Source organism: Pseudoduganella aquatica, from assembly GCF_020865585.1.
GTDB classification, from domain to species: domain Bacteria; phylum Pseudomonadota; class Gammaproteobacteria; order Burkholderiales; family Burkholderiaceae_D; genus Rugamonas; species Rugamonas aquatica_A.
Genome location: NZ_CP086370.1, coordinates 4,868,510 through 4,886,610 on the forward strand (window position 1 = coordinate 4,868,510; position 18,101 = coordinate 4,886,610).

Genomic DNA, 18,101 nt, shown 5'->3' on the forward strand with positions numbered 1-18,101 from the left:
TAAATAAGGGAAGCCAGGCGCCCTGCAACTGGCAAGCACATGTTAAATTTCGACCGAGGAGAGTACATGAACACGAATAAACAGCATCCAGCCGGCGCCAAAGCCAAATTCGCAGTGCGGCCTGTTGTAGCAGCCGTCGCCCTGGCCATGGCCAGCCTGTCCCACGCCCAGCAAGCAGCGCCTGCCGGCAAGGAAGAAGTGAAACTGGAAACGGTGGTCGTCACCGCCAACAAGCGCGCCCAGAACCTGCAGGACGTGCCGATGGCAATCACCGTCCTGAACGACGCCGTCCTGCAGCGCAACAACGTGAAAGACTTCGACGACCTGCCCGCCCTGTCGCCGGCCCTGAGCGTCTCCTACAGCACCCAGCCGGGCAACTTCAGCATCAATATGCGTGGCATCGGCACCTATTCGCTGGGCATCGGCGTGGAGTCGGACGTATCGGTCATCATCGACGACGTGCCTTACGCCATGCAGGCCAACGCCTTCAAAGATTTGGCCGACGTGAACCGCATCGAAGTGCTGAAAGGCCCGCAAAGCACGCTGTTCGGCAAAAGCTCGATTGCCGGCGCGGTCAATATCAGCACCAAGCCTATCGACAGCATCTGGAAAACCAAGGCCTCCACCCTGCTGACCAGCGACGGCGAATGGCGCGCCAGCACCTCGGTCTCCGGTGCCCTGAGCGACACCGTGCGCATGCGCCTGGCGGCGGGCAAGACCAGCTTCGGCGGCGTGGTGAAAAACCTCTACGACGGCGGCAAGCTGAACGGTTCGCGCGACACCAACCTGTCCGGCAAGCTGGAATGGACCCCGGACGACAACTGGACCGTGGTGTTCTCGCCGCGCGCCAGCAAATTCACCAAAGCCTGCTGCGTACAGCCGTTCAACTCCATGTCGAACTTCGCCGGCGCGGTGTACAACCTGAACAACGGCACCACCTACGCGGCCGGCGGCTACATGCCCGCCTCCCAGGTACTGAAAGGCATCGTGCCCGGCCCGGACAATGTCTCGGTGCGCAACGACTACCCCGCCGGCGGCAAGGCACGCGACGTGGGCGCCGGCCTCAAGGTCAGCTATGCCTTCGGCGAGGACAGCGTGCTGGCCAAGCACACGCTGACCTCCGTCACCTCCTGGTCGCACTACAAGATGAACGACTACCAGGATGGCGACGCCACCGACAGCGACGTCCTGGGCAAAGCGCTGATCAGCAACAAGCTGATCGGCGTGAGCGGCGGCCTGTACCAGTACGGCCTGTTCGACGTGAAAGCCAAGACGCAGGAACTGCGCATGACCTCGCCGGACAAGAGCAGCGTGCGCTACGTGGCCGGCCTGTGGTACGGCAAGAACGAACTGGCGCGCGAACTGACCCGCGCACCGGTCACCACCTACGTCACCGACTACGGCGCCACCGCCTACAACACCAACTACGCCATCTTCGGCCAGGGCAGCTTCGACCTGACGCCGCAGACCAGCGTGGTGGCAGGCCTGCGCTACAACAAGGAAGACACCGGCTACTCCTTCAGCCGCTACAACCCGCCGCCGGCCACCAGCCGCGTGTTGACCGAGTACTTCCACGGCGACGACACCGAGAAAAAAGCCACCGGCAAGATCGGCCTGGAACACCGCCTCGACCCGGCCACCATGGCCTACGCGACCTACTCCACCGGCCACAAAGGCAAGGCCTATGACCTGACCAGCTCCTTCAACGCGGCCATCGCCAAGACCCAGCCGGTGCCGGGCGAGGATGCCAAGAGCATCGAGGCCGGCGTGAAAATGAGCTTGCTGAACAACCGCATGTCGCTGGACCTGGCCGTGTTCCGCACCAACTTCACGGGCTTCCAGCAATCGGCCGGCTTCACCGACGCCGACGGCATTTTCCGCACCACGCTGCACAGCATCGGCGGCCTGCGCACCAGCGGCTTCGAGTCCGACCTGAACTGGCGCGTTTCGCGTGAACTGCTGCTCAATGGTTCCTTCGCCTACACCAAGGCCATCGTCACCAGCTTCGAGAACGGCCCTTGCTACAGCGTGCTCAATGCCGCCGGCACCGGCACCACTCCGGGCGGCAACTGCGCGGCCAATCCGAAGTACAACAACACCAACGTGGCCGACCTGGCTGGCAAAACCCTGCCCAACGCGCCGAAGTTCAAGCTGAACCTGGGCGGCCAGTACGACATCCTGACCGACCGCAGCTACAACGGCTTCGTCACCACGGCCTTCCGCTGGCAGAGCAAGACCCAGTTCAACCTGAACCAGGATCCGATGACCGAGCAAGGCGGCTACGGCATCGTCAACCTGGGCGCCGGCATCAAGGACAAGAAGGACGGCTTCAAGCTGAGCTTCATGGTCAACAACGTGTTCAACAAGTCCTACGCCACCGGCCTGGCCAACACCTGGGTGAACGGCACCTGGACCGCCAAGGCGCCGAATCCTGTGGCCATCGTCAACACCACCAGCTGGACGCCGGCCCGCGACTACCAGCGCTACTTCTCGGTCCGCGCCGACATGCAGTTCTGACACCAATACCGTTAGCCAGACAGCACAAGTAGGGCGGGTTAGCGAAGCGTAACCCGCCAAGCCGGCGGCGCAGCGGCATACGGCGGATTACGCTGCGCTAATCCGCCCTACTATGCCGCGACACAGTTATGATGTAATAGTTTCACTCTCCGGGAGAGTTTCTCCCGCTGGGCGTACCGGTTATCCGTGTACGCCCTTTTTTGATAAGGAGACCGCCGTGCCGCAACACCGCCGCCGCTTCCTGGGCCAAGCACTGGCCGCAGGCTTGATGGGAACCATGCCGCCGCTGCTGCGCCAGGCGCTGGCCGTGCCCGCGCACCGCGACAGCGGCACGCTGCAGGACGTGCAGCACGTGGTGATCCTGATGCAGGAGAACCGCTCCTTTGACCACTATTTCGGCACCCTGCCCGGCGTGCGCGGCTTCGGCGACCGCTTCACCATTCCGCTCGCAGGCGGCCGCACCGTCTGGCAGCAGCACAATGGCCGCCGCACCGTCATGCCCTACCACCTGGACCAGGAAGCCGGCAACGCCCAGTGCGCGCTGGACCTGCCCCACACCTGGCCGGACGCGCAAGCCGCCTGGAACGAGGGCCGCATGGGCTACTGGCCCCGCTCCAAGACCGACGCCTCCATGGCCTACTACACGCGCAAGGAGCTGCCCTTCCAGTTCGCGCTGGCCGAGGCCTTCACCTTGTGCGACGCCTACCACTGCTCGCTGCAGGGCGGCACCAATCCCAACCGCCTGTATATGCTGACCGGCACCAACGACCCCACCGGCGCCTGCGGCGGCCCCGCCATCGACAACCGCATGGAAGGCCTGGGACCGCCCGAACAGGGCTTCACCTGGACCACCTACGCCGAGCGCCTGGAACAGGCCGGCGTAAGCTGGAAGGTCTACCAGGACATGGAGGACAACTACGACTGCAATCTGCTGACCGTGTTCCGCAGCTTCCGCGAGGCGCACCAGAGCCGTCCCAACGCGCTGGCCGAAAAAGGCCTGAGCACCAATTTGCGCAACGCGACCTTGCAAGGCCTGAAGGACGACGTGCTGGCGGGGCGCCTGCCGCAGGTGAGCTGGATCGTCCCGCCGCGCCTGTACTGCGAGCATCCGGGGCCGTCCACGCCGGTTCAGGGCGGCGCCTACACGCAGATGGTGCTGGAAGCGCTGCTGGCCGATACCGCCGTGTGGAGCAAGACCGTGTTCCTGCAAATGTACGACGAGAACGACGCCTTCTTCGACCACGCCCCGCCGCCGGCCGCGCCCTCGCTCCAGCGCGACGGCAGCCGCGCCGGCAAATCCACCGTGGACTACACGGCCGAATGCCACTCGGTCAACTGGCTCTACGGCCTGGGGCCGCGCGTGCCCATGCTGGTGATCTCCCCCTGGAGCAAGGGCGGCTGGGTCAATTCCCAGGTGTTCGACCACACCTCCATCCTGCGCTTCCTCGAGACGCGCTTCGGCGTGCTTGAGCCCAACATCAGCCCGTGGCGGCGCGCCGTCTGCGGCGACCTGACCAGCTGCTTCGACTTCCGCGCGCCGGACGCCGCACCGCCTCCGCTGGAGTCCCGCAGCAAGGCCTGGGCCGACGCCTGGCGCCGCGAACAGCGCGCGCGCGGCGGCATCGAGGTGCCTGCGGAAAGCAGCCAGGGCGTGCCGCGCCAGCCTGCGGGCGAGCGCCCTTCGCGCGCCTTGCCTTACCGCCTGGAGCTGAAGTCCGCCATCGCCGAAGGCGCGCAGCGCGCCGTGGCGCTGCAGTTCATCAACAGCGGCACGGCGGGCGCGGTCTTCCACGTGTACGACAAGATGCACCTGGACCGCATTCCGCGCCGCTACACGGTGGAAGCGGGCAAATCGCTGCTGGACTTGTGGACGCCCGCGCCGGCCGACCAGGGCAAGTACGACTTATGGGTGCTGGGACCGAACGGTTTCCACCGCCAGTTGCAGGGCACCGTCGATGCGGACGCGCTGGAGATGGCGCTGGAAGCCTACGGCAACGGCCTGCGGCTAAGCTTGCGCAACGGCGGCGCGGCCGCGTGCGAGGTGGCGCTGCGCAAGCTGGCCTATGGCGCCGCGCCGGTGCAGCTGCGCACGCTCGATCCGGGCGAAAGCGTGCGCATCCTGCTGCCGCTGGAGGCGCAGCGCTACTGGTACGATTACAGCGTGCAGAGCGGCGGCTGGACGCGGCGCTTCGCGGGCCGGCTCGAGACCGGGCGCCACGGCGTCAGCGATCCTGAGATGGGGACGTGAAGTCCGCGCGCCGGAACAGCCGCAGCACGCCGTACCACAGGCCTGCTCCGGCCAGCGCCACCAGGCCGGCGGCGAGGAACATCAGGCGGAAGTCCCGGCCGCTCCAGTCCAGCGCGGCGCCCATGGCCAGCGTGAACACCATCGCCAGCAGCGCCGTCACGGACGCGGAAAACGCCGCCAGTTCGGAAAAGCGCGCGCGCGGCAGCAGCGACGGCAGCAGCGCGGCCGTGCCGGTGAGGAAGGCGCCGGCCAGCACGCCGTGCACCACGAACCAGATCAGGAAGGACGTGCGCCCCACCACCAGCAGCCAGGCGCCCAGCATGCACAGTGCATACAGCGTCAGCGCCGCGAAGCCCACCCGCAAAGGATGGACGCGGTCGGCCAGCCAGCCCAGCGGCAGCGCGAGCACGATGGAGATGCAATAGGTGAGCGCCACCGCGTGGCCGAAACTGCTGCGGTCCACGCCGAACTGGCTGATGGCGTTGTAGCTGTTGATATTCACCGGCAGCAAACTGGTGGTGGCCATGCCCAGCGCCGCGAACAGCAGCACGTAGAACCACGGCGCTTCGCCGCCGGGTGCGCGCAAGCGGCCCAGTCCCGGCGGCGCCGCCAGCGCGCTGGGCGGCGGAGATTCCGGTTCGCGCACGCAGGCGCACAGCAGGGCGAAGCCAGCCAGATAAACGCCAGCGATGGCCAGCATGACCTGGCGTGCCACCGATGGCAGGTCGTTGCCGAACACCACATAGAAAAAGGCCGCGCCGACCGCCAGGCTGACAATGCGGAACAGGCCGAAAAAGCGCCCCAGCATGGGCTTGGGCACGGTGTCGTTGACGAGGGCGATAAACAGGGCGTTGCTGGTGATGCTGAGCAGCTCGAACAGTGCCCAGAACACGCCCATGCAGGCGATCACCGTCTCGCGGCGGAATGCGGGGGCGATGCCGAACCAGGCCAGCAAGGCGTCCGCCAGCGCTTCGCTGTAGGCCAGCCCCACCAGGGCGCCGGACAGCAGCGGCGCGCCGCACAGCAAAAAGGGAATGCGCCGTCCGAGCCGGGTGCGCGTGCGGTCGCTCCAGGCGCCGACCAGGGGGCCGAACAGCAGCGACAGCATGGCGGGCAAGGCGCCGAACAGCACATTGAGCAGCACGGGATTCTGGCTGAACTCGCGCAGCTGGGCTTTCACCACTTCCTGCACCGCGCGCTCCTTGAGCGACCATGCCAGGTCGCCCATCAGGAGGAAGAAGTACAGCGGCAGCAGCGACACCAGGCCGGCAGCAAGCAGCGGCGGCGCTTGCCGCAAAAGGACTTTCTGGCCCACTCCACCTCCCCGCTTCCGGCGCTTCCGTGTTTTCACTATCCGCCGGACCTTCGGTACCGTGGCATGCTGATGACTTCTAGCATGCTAGCCGATTTGGACACTCAGCGGTAGCGGCCGGACGTGAAACTTACGGCGTTTTACACATCAAGATGCGGCGCAGTGTCTCGCCACAGCGTCAGCCCACAGCGTCACGCGGCGGCGTGCCGGGACTGCGCCGCCATGCCGCCGCTCCAATAGCTGCGCCAGCCGGCGTTGACACGCGCCAGCGCTTCCAGATAGTAGTAGTCGCCCCACAGATTGGCTTCGTCCACGCCGCGCCCTTCGGGGAAGCTGTACACGCCATGCAGCAGCAGGCCGCGGCCCGGACCGGGCGGCGCCGCGCAGCCGGCGGCCAGGCCTTGCAGCATATGCAGCGCCGTTTCGCGGTAATGCCGGCTGTGCGCGCCCGGCGGCAGCTGCTCGGCCAGTTCCAGCAGGCCGCACACGGCAATGGCGGAGGCGGAGCTGTCGCGCTGCTCGCCGCCGCGCCAGTCCAGCGCCAGATCCCATTGACATACGCCGTCTTCCGGCAGGTGCGCCAGCAAGTGGTCCGCCATGCGGCAGGCGGCGTCCAGCGCGCCCTGCTCCGGCGCGTGGCGGTGGTTCAGCGCCAGCCCGTAGACGCCCCAGGCCTGGCCGCGCGCCCAGCAGGAATCGCTGCCGTGGCCTTGCACGGTGCTGATGCGCAGCGCTTCGCCCGTGTGCAGGTCGATATGGCAGCTGTGCGCGCTGGAACCGTCCGGCCGCAGCAGCAGCGCCAGCGTGCGGGCCAGGTGGGAGCGCGCCGCGTCGCCGTAGCGCGCGTCGCCGGTCTGCGCGCTGGCCCAGTGCAGCAGGGGCAGATTCATCAGCGTGTCGATAATGATGCGGCCCTGGTCGCGCTGGTCGCTGCGGTCGCCTATCCGGCCCCAGGCCTGGATCACGCCGGCAGCAGGCAGGAAGCGCCGGGCAAGCACCTGCGCCGCGCCCAGCGCCAGTTCGCGGTGGCGCCCTTCGCCGGTAATGCCAAAGGCGGCCACCGACGGCCCGTACAGAAAGCCAAGATCGTGGTGGTCCAGGTCGGTGTGCAGCGCCACGCGGGAAGCAAAGCTCGGATGGTGGCTTTGCGCCCACTGCCTGAACACGCTGCGCCCGCTCAGTTCATGGGCCAGCCAACCCATGCCGGTCCAGAAGCCGGTGGTCCAGCCGACGTTGGCGCCTTCCGGGAAGCCGGGTGCCCGGCGCGGGCGGTACACGCCGTCCGTGGCCGTATCGTCGGGAAAATCGGCGCCGTAGCCCACGGCGTGGCGCTCCAGCTGGTCCAGCGCAGCTGCCTGCGCGTCCTGGAACAGCCGGGACTGGATTGCGTTGACAGGTGTGTTGATCACATTGCCACCATGATGAGATATCGTTATCATATTAGTTCACAAAAAAGCGGCCGTCCATACCGGCCGCTGCGCGTCCTCAGGCCTGTTTGCGCGCCCGCGCCCTGCTCTTGCGCGCAGGCGCTTCCGGACCCGGCCCGGTCGACGCGCGGATGACGAATTCGCTGGGGAATTCAATGCGCTGGCGCCGGCCCGGCTGGGACTGGATGCGGCGCATCAGCTCCTGCACGGCGGCCTGCGCCATTGGCGCGACCGGGTGGCGCAAGGTGGTCAGGCCCGGCTGCACCACGGCCGAACCGGCCATATCGTCGAAGCCGATCACCGACACGTCCTGAGGAATGCGCAGTTCCTTTTCGCGCAGCGCGCTCATGCAGCCCAGCGCCATGGCGTCGTTGGCGGCGAAGATGGCCGTCGGCGGTTCGGCCAGCGCCAGCAGCGTCCGCGCCGCATCCGCGCCGGACTGCTCGTTGAAGTCGCCCTGCACGATCAGCTCGGGGTCGCCTTCTATGCCTGCTTCCTGCAGCGCCGCGCGGTAGCCGCGCTCGCGCTCGTCGCTCTGGCCGGTGTAAGCGGTGCCGCGCACGAAGGCGATGCGGCGATGCCCCAGTTCGATCAGGTGCGCCACCGCGTCGCGCGCGCCGTTGACGTTGTCGCCGCGCACCACCGGCAAGGTGGTCTCATGCTTGCAGTAGTTAATCATGACGATGGGGCTGGTGCTCGCCTCCAGCGTGCGCAGGTAATCGTCGCTCATGCGCGGCAGCACGTAGATCAGGCCGTCCCACAAGCCGTGCAGCAGCTGGCTAAGGCGCTTGCCCTTGCCGTCGCCCAGGTCGCCCAGCGAGTTGTAGATGAACATGTCCATCTCGTACTTGCGCACTTCCTCGCTGATGGCGGTGACGAAACCGTTCACCACCGTGGAGGCGAGATCGTTGACGACCACACCGATCACATTGGTGCGGCCGCCCTTCATCATGCGCGCCAGCGCGTTCGGCGCGTAGCCCAGCTCCTGCGCGGCGGCTTGCACCTTGGCCCGGGTTTCCTCCGATGCATAGCCTTCGCCGCTCAGCGCGCGCGAGGCCGTCATCACTGAAACACCCGCTTTTTTGGCCACATCGACCAGGGTCACCGTCGATTTCTTCATTGCTGTCCTTTGGCTACTGATAACGATATCGGGCTTTTGGCCTCCACGTCGGTTATTTTACCGGATTTGCAGTAAATACCACAGCACGGGCCGCAGGACAGGCAGTTGCCACTGCGTCAGCGCGCTATTTCGCCGCGCCGCGCGTCTGCATGCGGTGCAGCTCGCTGCCCGCCATCAGGAAGGCGCCCACGCCGTACACATCGGTGGAGCTGGCGTCGAAGGCCTTGGGGTCTTCGCCGATAGGCTGCACGTGGGTTAGCTTGCCGTCCGCGTCCACATTGGCCACCAGCGCGTCCCAGGCCTTGGCCACCGCCGGTGCGAAACGCGCGCGGTCCAGTATGCCCTCGTTGACGCCGTAGGCCAGAGCGTAGGTGTACAGGCCGGTGCCGCTGGTTTCCTGCAGCGGATAGCTGGCCGGGTCCAGCAGGCTGGCGCGCCACATGCCGTCGCGCTGCTGCAGCGTCAGCAGCTTTTCGGACATCTCGGTGAACTGCTGCACGAAGCGGGCGCGCGACGGATGATTGGCCGGCACGTATTGCAGCATGCGCACCAGGCCGCCCATCACCCAGCCATTGCCCCGGCCCCAGAACATCTTGCGGCCATTGGCTTCGCGCTGCTTGAAGAAGCGGCTGTCGCGGTAGTACAGGTGCTCTTCCTTGTCATACAGATAGTCGGAGGTGCGCCACCAGTTCGCCACCGCGAAGTCCAGGTAGCGGTGCTCGCCGGTGGCGGCGGCCAGGCGCGCCCAGGCAGGCGGCCCCATGAACAGCGAGTCGCACCAGGCCCAGCGGTGCAGCACGCCGGGCGTGATCCAGTTCAGGCTGCCTTCGCGCGGGTGGGCCAGCATGTAGTCGAACTGCGCGCGCATCGGGGCGATCATTTTCGCGTCGCGCAGTTGCAGATACAGCTCGGCGTAGGTCTGGCCGACCGCGTAGTCGTCCGCGTGGTACATGCTTGGGCCGAGCTTCCATTCATTGCGCTGGCCCATGGAGACCATGGCGTCGCGGTAGCGGGTGTCGGTAGCGATGCCGGCCAGCGCCATCATGCCCGCGTCGCCCACGGCCTGGGTCCAGTCGTCCTCGGGATAGGTGCTGGGGTGGGCCAGCTGCCAGTCCGCCACGCGCTGCATGACCGCGAGGGTGGCGGCGGGCGTGACGGCACGCTGGGCCGCTGCGGCCGAGGCAGGCGCGGCGGCGGCTGCGTGCACCGCCGCCGGCGCGCCGGCCAGCAGCGCCAGGCCCAGGGTAGCGCCCAGCAGGCGGGCTGCGGACCGGGAAGGCAGGGTAGGTTTCATAGGGCGTCCTTTGTTGAGAGTTGGGAAGTGTTGAATCTGTTTTCCGCATCGCGGCAATGGTGCGTTAACGATACCACACACATTTCCGGCAATGCCAGCGTTTTTCTGCTGATTTCTTCGTTTGCACATTCGGACAACAAATTCGAAAGCGAAACTGGAAAATTCGATGGGTTAACGTTACCATCAATTCAATCAGTTTCACCATCGAACAGGAGAATGACCATGACACAAGCCCTCGATCTGGCCAGCCCGCAATGGGAAGCGCTGGGCGGACAACACACGGCGCGCGAGATTGCGCAACAGCCTGCGGTATGGCGCCAGCTGGCCGCCGCGCTGCTGAATGAAGAGAAAAGCGAAGCTGCCGGCATCTCCGCCGGCATTTCTGCAAGCGACCGCGCCCGCCTGCACGCGCTGCTGGCCGACCCGTCGGCGCAGGCCATCCTGACCGGCGCCGGCACCTCGTCCTTTATCGGCGAGCTGGCGGCGGACGGCCTCAACGGCGCCTGGCCGGCGCAAGTGCGCGCCGTCGCCACCACCAGCCTGCTGAGCCACCCTGCCCTGTACCTGGCGGCAGACAAGCCCCTGCTGCTGGTATCGTTCGCACGCAGCGGCAACAGCCCGGAAAGCCAGGCCGTGGTGGACGTGGTGCGCGCCAAGGCGCCGGGCGCCCTGTTCCTGCACATCACCTGCAACGCCGAAGGTGCGCTGGCCCGCGACGGCGACGGCCGCAGCGACACCATCACCCTGCTGCTGCCGCCCGCCACCTGCGACCGCAGCTTTGCCATGACCAGCAGCTTTACCACCATGCTGCTGGCCGCCCTGTCGCTGCTGGAACCGGCGCCGCTGGCGCAGGCCGCGCGCCGCATCGAGTCCCTGGCGGTACTGGCGGATCGCTGGCTCGATACCTTCGCGGCCGAGTGGCGCGAGCTTGGCAGCCTGCCGCTGTCGCGCATCGTCTACCTGGGCGGCGCCGCGCTGGAAGGCCTGGCGCAGGAAGCGGCGCTCAAGGTGCTGGAGCTGACCGCAGGCCAGGTGCTGGCCATGCCCAACACGCCGCTGGGCTTCCGCCACGGCCCCAAATCCATGCTGAACCGGGACACGCTGGTGGTGCTGTTCCACAGCCAGGACGCCCACGCCCGCCTGTATGAACACGATCTGCTGGCCGAGCTGCGGCGCGACCAGGTGGCGGGCCACGTGGCCGCCCTCGACGGCTCCGCGCTGGGCGCGCCGGAAGACCTGTCCGACGCCTGGCTGGCCGCCGCCTACGTGTTGCTGGCGCAGACGCTGGCGCTGCACCAGTCGGTGCGCCTCGGCCTCACTCCGGACAACCCCTTCCCCGACGGCACCGTGAACCGCGTGGTGCAAGGCGTGACGGTCTATGCCCATGAAGCCATCTGACCATCCATCTGCCGGCTACACCTACGGCATCGACATCGGCGGCACCAAGATGGAACTGGTGGCGTGCGATGCGGAGCTGAACGTGCGCCTGCGCCGCCGCGTGCCCACGCCCGGCGGCGACTACGACACCTTCGTGAACGCGCTGGTAGCCCTGGTGCAGAGCGCCGACAAGGAACTGGGCATGCGCGCGCCGGTGGGCCTGGGCGTGCCCGGCATCGTCGACGCGGCCAGCGGCAAGCACCTCAGCGCCAACGTGCCGTGCCTGACCGGACGCCAGCTGCTGCCCGTGCTGCAAGCCATGCTGGACCGCCCCATCGCCATGGGCAACGACTGCCAATGCTTCGCGCTGTCGGAAGCCCACGGCGGCGCGGCGCAAGGCTACGCCAGCATGTTCGGCGTCATCATCGGCACCGGCGCGGGCGCCGGCTATGTGCTGGACGGCCAGCTGGTACGCGGCCGCAACGGCATCGCGGGCGAATGGGGCCACTGGCCCATAGGCCCGGACCTGCTGCAGCGCTACGAACTGCCGGTCTGGAACTGCGCCTGCGGCAGCAAGGCCTGCCTTGAATGCTACGTGTCCGGCACCGGCATGCGCCGCCTGCACCGGCACGCCACCGGCGGCGATGGAGCGGACGCGGAAACGCTGCTCGCGCTGCGCAGCGCGGGCGACCCGGTGGCGCAGCGTGTGGTGGCGCAGCACCTGGATCTGCTGGGCGCGGCCATCGCCCGCATCGTGCTGGCGTACGACCCGCACGCCATCGTGCTGGGCGGCGGCCTCTCTCGCATGCCCCACTTGTACGCGGAGCTGGGGCAAGCCGCCGGCGCCCACCTGCTGCCCGGCCTTGCCGTGCCCCCCATCCTGCCGCCCGTCTTTGGCGACGCCGGCGGCGCGCGCGGCGCGGCCCTGCTGGCGCGCCAGCCCAACCTCATAGCAAAGGAAAACTGATGTCCCATCTCCAAAACCTGATCCGCGAGCACCGCGCAGGCGCCGCCGCCGGCATCGCCAGCGTTTGCTGCAGCAACGCCGAAGTGCTGCAAGCCGCGATCGCCGTCGCACTGGAACACGGCGGCCCGCTGCTGGTGGAATCGACCTCGAACCAGGTCGACCAGTTCGGCGGCTACACCGGCATGCGCCCGGCGGACTTTGTCGCCTACGTGCGCGAGCTGGCCCGCGCGATGGACTTCCCGGCAGACCGCCTGATCCTGGGCGGCGACCACCTCGGCCCCAACACCTGGCAGCACCTGCCGCCAGCCGAAGCCATGGCGCATGCGCGCGCGCTGATCGCAGCCTACGTCGAAGCCGGCTTTGAAAAAATCCACCTCGATTGCAGCATGGCCTGCGCGGGCGACCCGTTCCCGCTGCCCGACGAGCTGGTGGCGGCGCGCTCCGCCGAGCTGGCCGAAGTAGCCGAACGCGCAGCAGCCAGCGCGGGCCTGCCGCCGCCGGTCTACGTGGTCGGCACCGAAGTGCCGGTACCTGGCGGCGAAGCATCGCTGGAAGGCGGCATCCAGGTCACGCGCCCGCAAGCGGCGGCCGCCACGCTGGAAGCGCACCGCCGGGCCTTCGCTCAGCGCGGCCTGGAAGCGGCATGGCAGCGCGTGATTGCGCTGGTGGTGCAGCCCGGCGTGGACTTCGACCACAGCACAGTGCACCACTACGCGCCGGCAGAGGCGGTGGAACTGTCCGCCTTCATCCAGGACCATCCTGGCCTGGTGTACGAAGCCCACTCCACCGACTACCAGTCCGAGCACGCCCTGCACGCACTGGTGCGCGACCATTTCGCCATCCTCAAAGTGGGGCCGGCCGCCACCCATGCGCTGCGCGAGGCATGGTTCGCGCTGGCCGCCATCGAGGACGAACTGCTGCCCATCGAACAGCGCTCGCACTTCAAGGCCGTGCTGGAGCGCTGCATGCTGGAGCAGCCCGGCCACTGGACCAAACACTATCCGGGCACGCCCAGCCAGCAAGCCACGCTGCGCCGCTACGCGCTGTCCGACCGCAGCCGCTACTACTGGCCGGCGGAGCCGGTGCAGCAGGCGCTGGCCACGCTGAAAGCCAACCTGGACGCGCGCCCGCTGCCGCTGCCCCTGCTCAGCCAATACCTGCCGGAACAGGCGGAACTGGTGAACTCGGGGCAACTGGCCGCGCGCGCAGCGGACCTGGCGCGCCACAAAGTGGAACTGGTGCTGGCGCGTTATGCACGCGCGTGCCAGCGCAACGCGGCGGAAGCGCCATGCTGAACTTCGCCCCCGCAAGCGGCGCCGCGCCGCACTACCACGGCAACACCACGGCGGGCTGCGAGGAACGCCGCCAGCAGATCCTGCACGCCTTGCGCGAGCAGGACAGCGTGCGCGTGCAGCGCCTGGCCCAGCGCCTCGGCGTCACGCCGGTGACGATACGCCTGGACCTGCGGGCGCTGGCCGACGCCGGCCTGGTGCTGCGCCAGCACGGCGGCGCGCGCCTGGCGCATTCCGCCCCTCCAGAGGCGCCGCTGGCGGAAAAACGCCTGCAGCACCGCGAGCGCAAGCAGCGCATCGCCGCGCGCGCAGCGGCGCTGGTTGCGCCCGGCGACAAGCTCATACTCGACGCGGGCAGCAGCACCCTGCAACTGGCGCGCCTGCTGCCCGCGCGCGGCACGCTGACGGTGTTCACCAACAGCCTGCCCATCGCCACCGAGCTGGCCCACTCCAGCGACATCGACCTCATCGTCTCCGGCGGCGTGCTGCGCCACGCTTCCCAGTCGCTGCAAGGCAAACATGCCGAGGCCAGCCTGGATGGCTATGTGTTCGACAAGCTCTTCCTGGGCGCCGACGGCATCGACACCGCCTTCGGCCTGTCCACCCACGACGCCGCCGACGCCAGCCTGAACGCGCGCATGGCGGCCTGCGCGCGCCAGGTGATCGTGCTGGCCGACGCGTCCAAATTCGGCCGCATCTGCCTGAACCGCATTTGCGCGCTCAAGCAAGTGGACACCATCGTCACGGACGCCAGCCTGGCGCCCGCCCTGCGCGAGCAGCTGGCGGCGCAGGGCGTCACCGTCATCGTCGCGGAGGACGGGCATGGAAGCTGATATGCTGGAAGGCCGCATCCTCACTCCCAACGGCTGGATACACGGGCGCCTGCACCACGGGCGCGACATTGTCGCCATCGAAGCCGACCACACCGCGCTCGGCGACCGCTGGATACTGCCCGGCTTTATCGACCTGCACGTGCACGGCGCGGGCGGCGTGGACATCATGCAGGGCGGCGACGCCGCGCAGACCGTGGCCCGGCTGCACGCGCGCCACGGCACCACCACGCTGCTCGCCACCACCATGACCGCTCCGCCCGCGGCGATAGAGCACGCGCTGCGCGGCGCCGGCGCGGCCATGGCCAGCCCCGCCCCGGATACGGCCCACATCGCAGGCGTGCACCTGGAAGGCCCCTTCCTCAACATCGGCCGCCTGGGCGCGCAGCCGCCGCTGGTCAAGCAAGGCACGCTGGAACAGGTGCAAGCCTGGAACGCGCTGGCGCCCATCCGCGTGCTGACGCTGGCGCCGGAAGTGGAAGGCCACCTGCAGCTCATCCCCGAGCTGTGCGGCATGGGCATCCGCGTGCAGGCGGGCCACAGCGCCGGCAGCTATGAAGACGGCGTGGCCGCGCTCAAAGCCGGCCTGGCCGGATTCACCCACCTGTTCAACGGCATGACAGGCTTGAACCAGTACGCGCCCGGCATCGTCGGCGCGGCGCTGGCGCACGGCGAATACGCCGAAATCATCCCCGACCTGCATCACGCCAAGCCGGGCGCGATACACGCCGCCCTGCGCGCCATCCCGCGCCTGTACGCGGTGACGGACGCCACCTCCGCCACCGGCATGCCGGACGGCGCCTACATGCTGGGCAGCCAGCACGTGATGAAATGCGCGGGCTGCGTGCGCCTGGCCACCGGCGACTCGCTGGCCGGCAGCGCGCTCACCATGGACCAGGCGCTGCGCAACCTGGTCGGCATCGGCCTGACGCTGGCCGACGCCAGCGACCGCGTGTCGCGCTTCCCGGCCGACTATCTCGGCATGCAGGACCGTGGCCGCCTCGCCCCCGGCACGCGCGCCGACATCGTCGTGCTCGACGACGAATTGCAACTACGTTCCGTGCTCCTGCACGGACGCCCCCTGGACCTCCAACAAGGAAAACACCATGCGCCCGTCCCCGCCTGAGAAACAAGCGACACACGCAAGCCAAACCCGCTACCTGCTGGCCGTGGCCGGCCTTGGCGGCCTGCTGTACGGTATCGACGTCGGCATCATCGCCGGCGCCCTGCCCTATCTGGAATCGTCCGCCGCGCAGCTGTGGAAGCTGTCGGCGCAGCAGCTCGGCTTCGTGGTGGCCGCCGTGCTGCTCGGCTCCGTGCTGTCCTCGCTGGCCGCAGGCGCGCTGGCGGACGCCATCGGCCGCAAAGCGGGCATGCTGGTGGCTGGCCTGCTGTTCTCGGCCAGCATTCCCATGATCGCGCTGGCCGACGGCTATGTGCCGCTGCTGCTGGGCCGCCTGCTGCAAGGCGTCAGCGGGGGCCTGATCGGCGTGATCGTGCCGCTCTACCTGGCCGAATCGCTGCCCGCCGCCGTACGCGGGCGCGGCACGGCGCTGTTCCAGCTGCTGCTCACCATAGGCCTGGTGGCGGCGGCGCTGATCGGGCTGGCCGTGGCACAGCAGGTGGAAGCCGTCGCGCAGACCAATCCCGCCGGCCTGCCCGCCATGCAGGACGCCGCCTGGCGCCGCATCTTCTGGCTTAGCCTGGCGCCGGGACTGCTGTTCTGCGCGGGCGTGCTGGGCCTGAGCGAATCGCCGCGCTGGCTGCTGGGGCGCGGACGCCGCGAGCAAGCCCTCGCCGCGCTGCGCCGCACCCGCACGCACGACGATGCCGACGCCGAACTGGCCGCCATCAGCGCGGCCGCCGGCAACGACGGCGCCGCCGGTGCCGCCGCCTCGGCCGCAGCAGCCGCCGACCAGGGCAGCCTGCTGCAGCGCCGCTTTGTGCTGCCCTTCCTGCTGGCCTGCCTGATCCTGGCCTGCAACCAGGCCACCGGCATGAACTCCGTGCTGGCCTACTCCGTCAACATCCTCGAACAAGGCGGCCTGGCGGGCTCGCAAGCCAACTGGGGCGACGTCGCGCTGAAGCTGGCCAACGCGCTGGTGACCGTGGCCGCCGTGGTGCTGGTGGACCGCAAGGGGCGCCGCTTCCTGTTGATGCTGGGCTGCGGCGGCATTATCGCCTCCCTGTGCGCCGCCGGCGCCCTGTTCCTCGCCATGGACAACGGCAAAGCCGACGTGCGCGCCGCGCTGGCTCCGCTGGCCAGGAACGAAGCGCTCGCGCTGGACGCACCCGCACTGCGCGCACTGGCCGGCAGCGACGCCTACCAGCTCGAGATCGCTTACAGCTACGGCCCGCTGACGCAAGTGCGCACGCTGCGCCCAGGCCAGGCGCTGAACATCGCCCCGCCCACCGACATCGACGGCGACAGCGCGCTCGGCGCCGCCTTCCGCGCCGTTCACCTGAATCCCTTCCCCGACATGAGCCTGGCCCAGGGCGCGCCGCTGGTGATCGAGCGTGCCCGCCTGGGCGCGCCGCCCACTGCCGCGCAAGGCTGGCTGCTGCTGGCCTGCCTGCTGGCGTTTGTGTCCAGCTTCGCGGTCGGCCCCGGCGTGTGCGTGTGGCTGGCGCTGTCCGAGCTGATGCCGAACCGCATCCGTTCCAATGGCATGAGTGTGGCGCTGCTGCTCAACCAGCTGGTCTCGACCTCCATCGCCGCCGTGTTCCTGCCCACCGTGGGCCAGCACGGCTACGCGCCCATGTTCTTCGCCTGGGCGGGCTGCACAGTGGTGTACTTCCTGGCCGCCGCCTTCCTGCTGCCTGAAACGCGCGGCAAGACGCTGGAAGAAATCGGCCGTTATTTCGAAGGCCGCGCCGGAGCCAACGCCGCGCGGACGGAGCACGTTGCCACCTACCCCACCGGAGACGCATCATGAAAAAACTGTTCGCCCTGATTCCCTTGCTGGCCGCAATGCAGGCCAACGCCAGCGTGATGACGATTTCGCTCAACGACATCGGCACCTTCGCCGCGCTCAGAAACAGCAACACCGCCAGCAACTACGCGGGTACCGGCTACCTGGGCATGTACACCAACGCGTGGGGCCACGTGCTGGGCGTGGAACGCAGCAATTTGAGCCGCACCATCATGCAGGTCGATATTGGCGCACTGGCGGGCAAGAGCATTTCCAGCGCGGTGCTGTCGTTTGAACTCAAGGATGGAGAGACCGGCTCGCAGAACGGCACGCTGGTGGGCTTCGACGCCGACGCGAACGCAGGCAACCTGGCATATAGCTGGAACGCGCCCAGCACCAATTACGGATCTGTGGTGTCCACGCTGGCGGGCCGCGCGGTCAGCTACTTCGATGTCACCTCCCTGCTGGCGGCCAGCCTGGCAGCGCACGACAGCTGGTTCGGCATGCACCTGCGCGGCTCCACCGTGGCGCAATGGACGACGGCCAACAACGGCGCCTACGCGGCGGACCGCGCGGGCATGGTCCTGACCATTAATTATCTGGATGCGGTGACCGTGCCGGAGCCGGGCTCCTTGCTGCTGATGGGGGGCGGGCTGGCGGCGCTGTGCGCCTTGCGGCGCCGGCGGGTTACGCAGCTCCGCTGCTAACCCGCCCTACGAATGGGACGAATGGAGGACGAATGGCGGGCGAATGTCGGGCGAATGGTGAAGGTTTGGGCAACGTAGGGCGGGTTAGCGCGGCGCAG

13 protein-coding genes are annotated in these 18,101 nt (G+C 68.3%); 9 read left to right on the forward strand and 4 right to left on the reverse strand.

The genetic code is table 11. The features are described from left to right. Nucleotides 1-66 precede the first annotated feature (66 nt). Nucleotides 67-2,517: a TonB-dependent receptor gene (locus KT882_RS21655; protein ID WP_228893291.1), complete on the forward strand. Its 2,451-nt coding sequence runs from the start codon at nucleotides 67-69 to the stop codon at nucleotides 2,515-2,517. Between the two features lie 268 nt (nucleotides 2,518-2,785). Continuing rightward, complete coding sequence (locus KT882_RS21660) at nucleotides 2,786-4,765, forward strand: phosphocholine-specific phospholipase C (protein ID WP_407682055.1); 1,980 nt, start codon at nucleotides 2,786-2,788, stop codon at nucleotides 4,763-4,765. Here KT882_RS21660 and KT882_RS21665 read toward each other — a convergent pair. From KT882_RS21665 to KT882_RS21680, 4 genes are all read right to left on the reverse strand, one after another. Next, a complete protein-coding gene (locus KT882_RS21665) occupies nucleotides 4,740-6,080 on the reverse strand; it encodes an MFS transporter (protein ID WP_161070502.1) in 1,341 nt (446 codons plus the stop codon). The two genes, KT882_RS21660 and KT882_RS21665, sit on opposite strands and share 26 nt — an antisense overlap. A gap of 188 nt (nucleotides 6,081-6,268) precedes the next feature. Beyond that, the gene (locus KT882_RS21670) at nucleotides 6,269-7,486 is read right to left on the reverse strand and encodes a glycoside hydrolase family 88 protein (RefSeq protein WP_223149290.1); all 1,218 of its coding nucleotides are present in this window, start codon (nucleotides 7,484-7,486) and stop codon (nucleotides 6,269-6,271) included. A gap of 76 nt (nucleotides 7,487-7,562) precedes the next feature. Next, nucleotides 7,563-8,624 carry a LacI family DNA-binding transcriptional regulator gene (locus KT882_RS21675; protein WP_228893293.1) on the reverse strand — a complete coding sequence of 354 codons (1,062 nt, stop codon included), beginning with the start codon at nucleotides 8,622-8,624 and terminating at the stop codon, nucleotides 7,563-7,565. 124 nt (nucleotides 8,625-8,748) lie between these two features. Beyond that, a complete protein-coding gene (locus KT882_RS21680) occupies nucleotides 8,749-9,918 on the reverse strand; it encodes a glycoside hydrolase family 88/105 protein (RefSeq protein ID WP_161070499.1) in 1,170 nt (389 codons plus the stop codon). A gap of 222 nt (nucleotides 9,919-10,140) precedes the next feature. On the opposite strand from KT882_RS21680, the gene KT882_RS21685 reads away from it, so the two are divergent. The 7 genes from KT882_RS21685 to KT882_RS21715 are packed head-to-tail and all read left to right on the forward strand — an operon-like array spanning nucleotide 10,141 to nucleotide 18,003. Further along, on the forward strand, nucleotides 10,141-11,316 hold the full coding sequence (locus tag KT882_RS21685; RefSeq protein WP_228893294.1) for an SIS domain-containing protein: 1,176 nt from the start codon (nucleotides 10,141-10,143) through the stop codon (nucleotides 11,314-11,316). Further along, the gene (locus KT882_RS21690) at nucleotides 11,303-12,262 is read left to right on the forward strand and encodes an ROK family protein (RefSeq protein WP_228893295.1); all 960 of its coding nucleotides are present in this window, start codon (nucleotides 11,303-11,305) and stop codon (nucleotides 12,260-12,262) included. Before KT882_RS21685 ends, KT882_RS21690 begins: the two co-directional genes overlap by 14 nt. Further along, entirely contained in the window at nucleotides 12,262-13,557 is a 1,296-nt protein-coding gene (locus tag KT882_RS21695; RefSeq protein ID WP_228893296.1) for a D-tagatose-bisphosphate aldolase, class II, non-catalytic subunit, read from the forward strand. The genes KT882_RS21690 and KT882_RS21695 overlap by 1 nt, the downstream gene beginning before the upstream one ends. Further along, nucleotides 13,551-14,387 (forward strand): DeoR/GlpR family DNA-binding transcription regulator, encoded by an 837-nt coding sequence (locus KT882_RS21700; RefSeq protein WP_161070495.1) that lies wholly within the window; start codon nucleotides 13,551-13,553, stop codon nucleotides 14,385-14,387. Before KT882_RS21695 ends, KT882_RS21700 begins: the two co-directional genes overlap by 7 nt. Further along, complete coding sequence (locus KT882_RS21705; RefSeq protein WP_228893297.1) at nucleotides 14,377-15,510, forward strand: N-acetylglucosamine-6-phosphate deacetylase; 1,134 nt, start codon at nucleotides 14,377-14,379, stop codon at nucleotides 15,508-15,510. The genes KT882_RS21700 and KT882_RS21705 overlap by 11 nt, the downstream gene beginning before the upstream one ends. Beyond that, nucleotides 15,491-17,320 carry an MFS transporter gene (locus KT882_RS21710; protein ID WP_161070494.1) on the forward strand — a complete coding sequence of 610 codons (1,830 nt, stop codon included), beginning with the start codon at nucleotides 15,491-15,493 and terminating at the stop codon, nucleotides 17,318-17,320. Before KT882_RS21705 ends, KT882_RS21710 begins: the two co-directional genes overlap by 20 nt. Beyond that, nucleotides 17,317-18,003, forward strand: a complete 687-nt coding sequence (locus KT882_RS21715; protein ID WP_228893298.1) for a PEP-CTERM sorting domain-containing protein — start codon at nucleotides 17,317-17,319, stop codon at nucleotides 18,001-18,003. Before KT882_RS21710 ends, KT882_RS21715 begins: the two co-directional genes overlap by 4 nt. Nucleotides 18,004-18,101: the final 98 nt, after the last annotated feature.

What these genes read in the sequence shown, in the direction of transcription:
- KT882_RS21705 (WP_228893297.1), top strand. Translation starts at nt 14,377, where the DNA reads ATGGAAGCTGATATGCTGGAAGGCCGCATCCTCACTCCCAACGGCTGG.
- KT882_RS21675 (WP_228893293.1), bottom strand. Translation starts at nt 8,624, where the DNA reads ATGAAGAAATCGACGGTGACCCTGGTCGATGTGGCCAAAAAAGCGGGT.
- KT882_RS21695 (WP_228893296.1), top strand. Translation starts at nt 12,262, where the DNA reads ATGTCCCATCTCCAAAACCTGATCCGCGAGCACCGCGCAGGCGCCGCC.
- KT882_RS21710 (WP_161070494.1), top strand. Translation starts at nt 15,491, where the DNA reads ATGCGCCCGTCCCCGCCTGAGAAACAAGCGACACACGCAAGCCAAACC.
- KT882_RS21680 (WP_161070499.1), bottom strand. Translation starts at nt 9,918, where the DNA reads ATGAAACCTACCCTGCCTTCCCGGTCCGCAGCCCGCCTGCTGGGCGCT.
- KT882_RS21655 (WP_228893291.1), top strand. Translation starts at nt 67, where the DNA reads ATGAACACGAATAAACAGCATCCAGCCGGCGCCAAAGCCAAATTCGCA.
- KT882_RS21715 (WP_228893298.1), top strand. Translation starts at nt 17,317, where the DNA reads ATGAAAAAACTGTTCGCCCTGATTCCCTTGCTGGCCGCAATGCAGGCC.
- KT882_RS21660 (WP_407682055.1), top strand. Translation starts at nt 2,786, where the DNA reads ATGGGAACCATGCCGCCGCTGCTGCGCCAGGCGCTGGCCGTGCCCGCG.
- KT882_RS21700 (WP_161070495.1), top strand. Translation starts at nt 13,551, where the DNA reads ATGCTGAACTTCGCCCCCGCAAGCGGCGCCGCGCCGCACTACCACGGC.
- KT882_RS21690 (WP_228893295.1), top strand. Translation starts at nt 11,303, where the DNA reads ATGAAGCCATCTGACCATCCATCTGCCGGCTACACCTACGGCATCGAC.
- KT882_RS21685 (WP_228893294.1), top strand. Translation starts at nt 10,141, where the DNA reads ATGACACAAGCCCTCGATCTGGCCAGCCCGCAATGGGAAGCGCTGGGC.